The sequence below is a fragment of the Albidovulum sp. genome (genome assembly GCF_049646345.1).
GTDB lineage: Bacteria > Pseudomonadota > Alphaproteobacteria > Rhodobacterales > Rhodobacteraceae > Albidovulum.
Genome location: NZ_JBARVQ010000088.1, coordinates 1 through 3,504, shown reverse-complemented (window position 1 = coordinate 3,504; position 3,504 = coordinate 1). Strand labels below are relative to the sequence as shown.

Genomic DNA, 3,504 nt, shown 5'->3' with positions numbered 1-3,504 from the left:
GCGCGCCGGGCGGGTGCCTGCCCGTCCCGGCGGGCTGGCACTTTGGCGGCCGCGTGCATCGCACGAGGTCAGGGGGGCTTTGCGGGTATAAAGCGCCCTGAACAACGCTTTCCGCGCCACCCCACGGGCAGGCGCCCGCCCGGCTTGTGTGGTGCCGGGTCTGTCGCCCGGCCTGCGCTTATGGGCGTTTGACTTATCGCAAGTCACCCCTAGATCAGCCATGGTATGAGCGCGTGACGCAGTCTGCTGCGCGACCGGACCAACGACGAAAGAGGATATGTGATGTTCACCAAGTTGCTCGCCCCGACCGCCGCGCTTCTGGCGCTGGCCGCGCCCGCCTTTGCCGAAGGCGATGCCGCCAAGGGCGAATCGGATTTCAAGAAGTGCAAGGCCTGCCACATGATCGTGGCCGATGACGGCACCGAGATTCAGAAGGGCGGCAAGACCGGCCCGAACCTTTATGGCGTGATCGGCCGCGCCGTCGGCTCCACCGATTTCAAATATGGCGACTCGCTCGTCGCCATCGGTGAAGGTGGCCTTGTCTGGGATGAGGCGGAACTGGCCGCCTATGTCACCGATCCCAAGGCCTGGGTGCAGGACAAATCGGGCGATGCGGCGGCGAAATCCAAGATGACCTTCAAGCTGACCAAGGGTCAGGAAGACATGGCTGCCTATCTCGCCTCGCTTGCGGCCGAGTAAGACGGGCGGCGGGGGCGGAGGCCCCCCACCCCCATCCCCTCCCCACGAAGGGGGAGGGGAGCCGCGCCATCACGCGGTTTGCGCTACGGGACGCGTCGGGTGCGGCAATTTTTCCTGTTCCCGACGGCTTGGTGGATTGCCCAAGCTGCAAACGCCCACTATTACGGGGCCGGACGAGGTATCGGTGAAACGGCCGGTGCCCCCCGTGCATGGAATGGGAGAACAGCATGGCCGACGCAGCCGTTCATGGCCACGGTGATCATGGACACCCCGGGTTCTTTACCCGCTGGTTCATGTCCACCAACCACAAGGATATCGGTATCCTTTACCTCTTCACGGCTGCCGCCGTGGGGCTCATCTCGGTGCTCTTCACCGTCTATATGCGCATGGAGCTGATGGAGCCCGGCGTACAGTATATGTGCCTTGAAGGTGCGCGATTCTTCGCGTCCGACGCGGTCTGCACCCCGAATGGCCATGTCTGGAACGTGATGGTGACCTATCACGGCGTCCTGATGATGTTCTTTGTGGTCATCCCGGCGCTGTTCGGCGGTTTCGGCAACTATTTCATGCCGCTGCATATCGGTGCGCCGGACATGGCCTTCCCCCGGATGAACAACCTCAGCTACTGGATGTTCGTGGCCGGTGTTGCGTTGGGTGTTGCGTCGATACTGGCCCCGGGCGGCAACGGTCAGTCCGGATCGGGCGTGGGCTGGGTGCTCTATCCGCCGCTCTCGACCAGCGAACAGGGCTGGTCGATGGACCTCGCGATCTTCGCGGTGCACGTTTCGGGCGCCTCTTCGATCCTCGGCGCGATCAACATGATCACCACCTTCCTGAACATGCGCGCACCGGGCATGACGCTGCACAAGGTGCCGCTTTTCGCGTGGTCGATCTTCGTCACGGCCTGGCTGATCCTTCTCAGCCTGCCGGTTCTGGCGGGTGCGATCACCATGCTGCTGACCGACCGCAACTTTGGCACCACTTTCTTCCAGCCCTCGGGCGGTGGTGACCCGATCCTTTACCAGCACATCCTGTGGTTCTTCGGTCATCCGGAAGTCTACATCATCATCGTGCCGGCCTTCGGGATTGTCAGCCACGTCATCGCGACCTTCGCGAAAAAGCCGATCTTCGGCTATCTGCCGATGGTCTATGCGATGGTGGCGATCGGGGCGCTCGGCTTTGTCGTCTGGGCGCACCACATGTACACGGTCGGCATGTCGCTGACCCAGCAGAGCTACTTCATGCTGGCGACGATGGTGATCGCGGTGCCCACGGGCATCAAGGTCTTTAGCTGGATCGCGACGATGTGGGGCGGCTCGATCGAGTTCAAGACGCCGATGCTCTGGGCCTTCGGGTTCCTGTTCCTCTTCACCGTCGGCGGCGTGACCGGCGTGGTGCTGAGCCAGGCCCCTGTCGACCGGGTCTATCACGACACCTACTACGTCGTGGCGCACTTCCACTACGTGATGTCGCTTGGTGCGGTCTTCGGTATCTTTGCCGGTATCTATTTCTGGTTCGGCAAGATGTCGGGTCGTCAGTATCCGGAATGGGCAGGCAAGCTGCATTTCTGGATGATGTTCATCGGTGCGAACCTGACCTTCTTCCCGCAGCACTTCCTTGGCCGTCAGGGCATGCCGCGCCGCTATATCGACTATCCGGAGGCGTTCGCGCACTGGAACTACATCTCGTCGATGGGCGCGTTCCTTTCGTTCGCCTCGTTCATCTTCTTCATCGTCATCGTGTTCTACACGCTTCGTGCGGGCAAGCGGGTGACGGAAGCGAACTACTGGAACCCCTGGGCCGATACGCTGGAATGGACCCTGCCGTCGCCGCCGCCGGAGCATACGTTCGAACAGCTCCCGAAGCAGAGCGACTGGGACAAGGGCCACGCCCACTGATCCTGTGAGTTGACCAAGACGGCCCCGGAGCGATCCGGGGCCGTTTTCATTTGGGGATGGGCAGGGAGTGGTTTGCTTCGCGCCCGTTGCGGACCTTGGCGGGTCTTCCTCTTCGCCCGGGGACAAGCGCGAAGCGCGCCGGGCGAGCGCCTGCCCGTCCCGGCGGGCTGGCGCTTTTGCGGCCGCGCGCATCGCATGAGATCAGAGGGGCTTTGCTGCCATAAAGCACCCCGAATGCCCGTCACTGCGCCACCCCACGGGCAGGCACTCTCCCGGCTTGCGTTGTGCTTAGGGCTATGTCCGCAAACTCCCGCAATGCTGTCCTCCCGCAGTCTCGTCAGGAAGCGGCGGGGAAGAAATGCCCGGTTCCCACTTGCGGCCCTTCCGGCCGCGTTCTAACCAGATTGCATGACAACGCTTCCCTCTGTCCGGGGTACGCTGACCCCTAACCGGCCCTTGGCTGATCTGACCTGGCTTCGCGTCGGCGGGCCGGCGGAGTGGTTGTTTCAGCCTGCGGATATCGATGACCTGCGGTCGTTTCTGGCGGGCTTGCCCGATGATATCCCGGTCTTTCCGATGGGCGTCGGGTCGAACCTGATCGTGCGGGATGGCGGTATCAGGGGTGTGGTGATCCGGCTTGGGCGCGGCTTCAACGGGATTGCCATCGAGGGCAACCGTGTGACGGCCGGGGCGGCGGCACTGGATGCGCATGTGGCCCGCAAGGCGGCCGAGGCGGGGGTGGATCTGACCTTCCTGCGGACCATTCCGGGTGCCATTGGCGGGGCGGTGCGGATGAATGCGGGCTGCTATGGCTCCTACACCGCCGATCACTTCGTTCAGGCCACGGTGGTGATGCGGGACGGAACTGTGCGGACGGTCACGAAGGATGAGATGGGCTTTGCCTATC

3 protein-coding genes are annotated in these 3,504 nt (G+C 63.2%); all 3 read left to right on the top strand.

Annotated features, from left to right (window positions below):
• Positions 1–282: 282 nt before the first annotated feature.
• Entirely contained in the window at positions 283–699 is a 417-nt protein-coding gene (locus WBB85_RS02235) for a c-type cytochrome (RefSeq protein ID WP_432636994.1), read from the top strand.
• Positions 700–926: 227 nt separating this feature from the next.
• Positions 927–2,597 (top strand): cytochrome c oxidase subunit I, encoded by a 1,671-nt coding sequence (gene ctaD, locus WBB85_RS02230; RefSeq protein ID WP_432636993.1) that lies wholly within the window; start codon positions 927–929, stop codon positions 2,595–2,597.
• Between the two features lie 408 nt (positions 2,598–3,005).
• Positions 3,006–3,504 (top strand): FAD-binding protein (locus tag WBB85_RS02225; protein WP_432636992.1); only part of this gene is annotated, 499 nt, incomplete at its 3' end.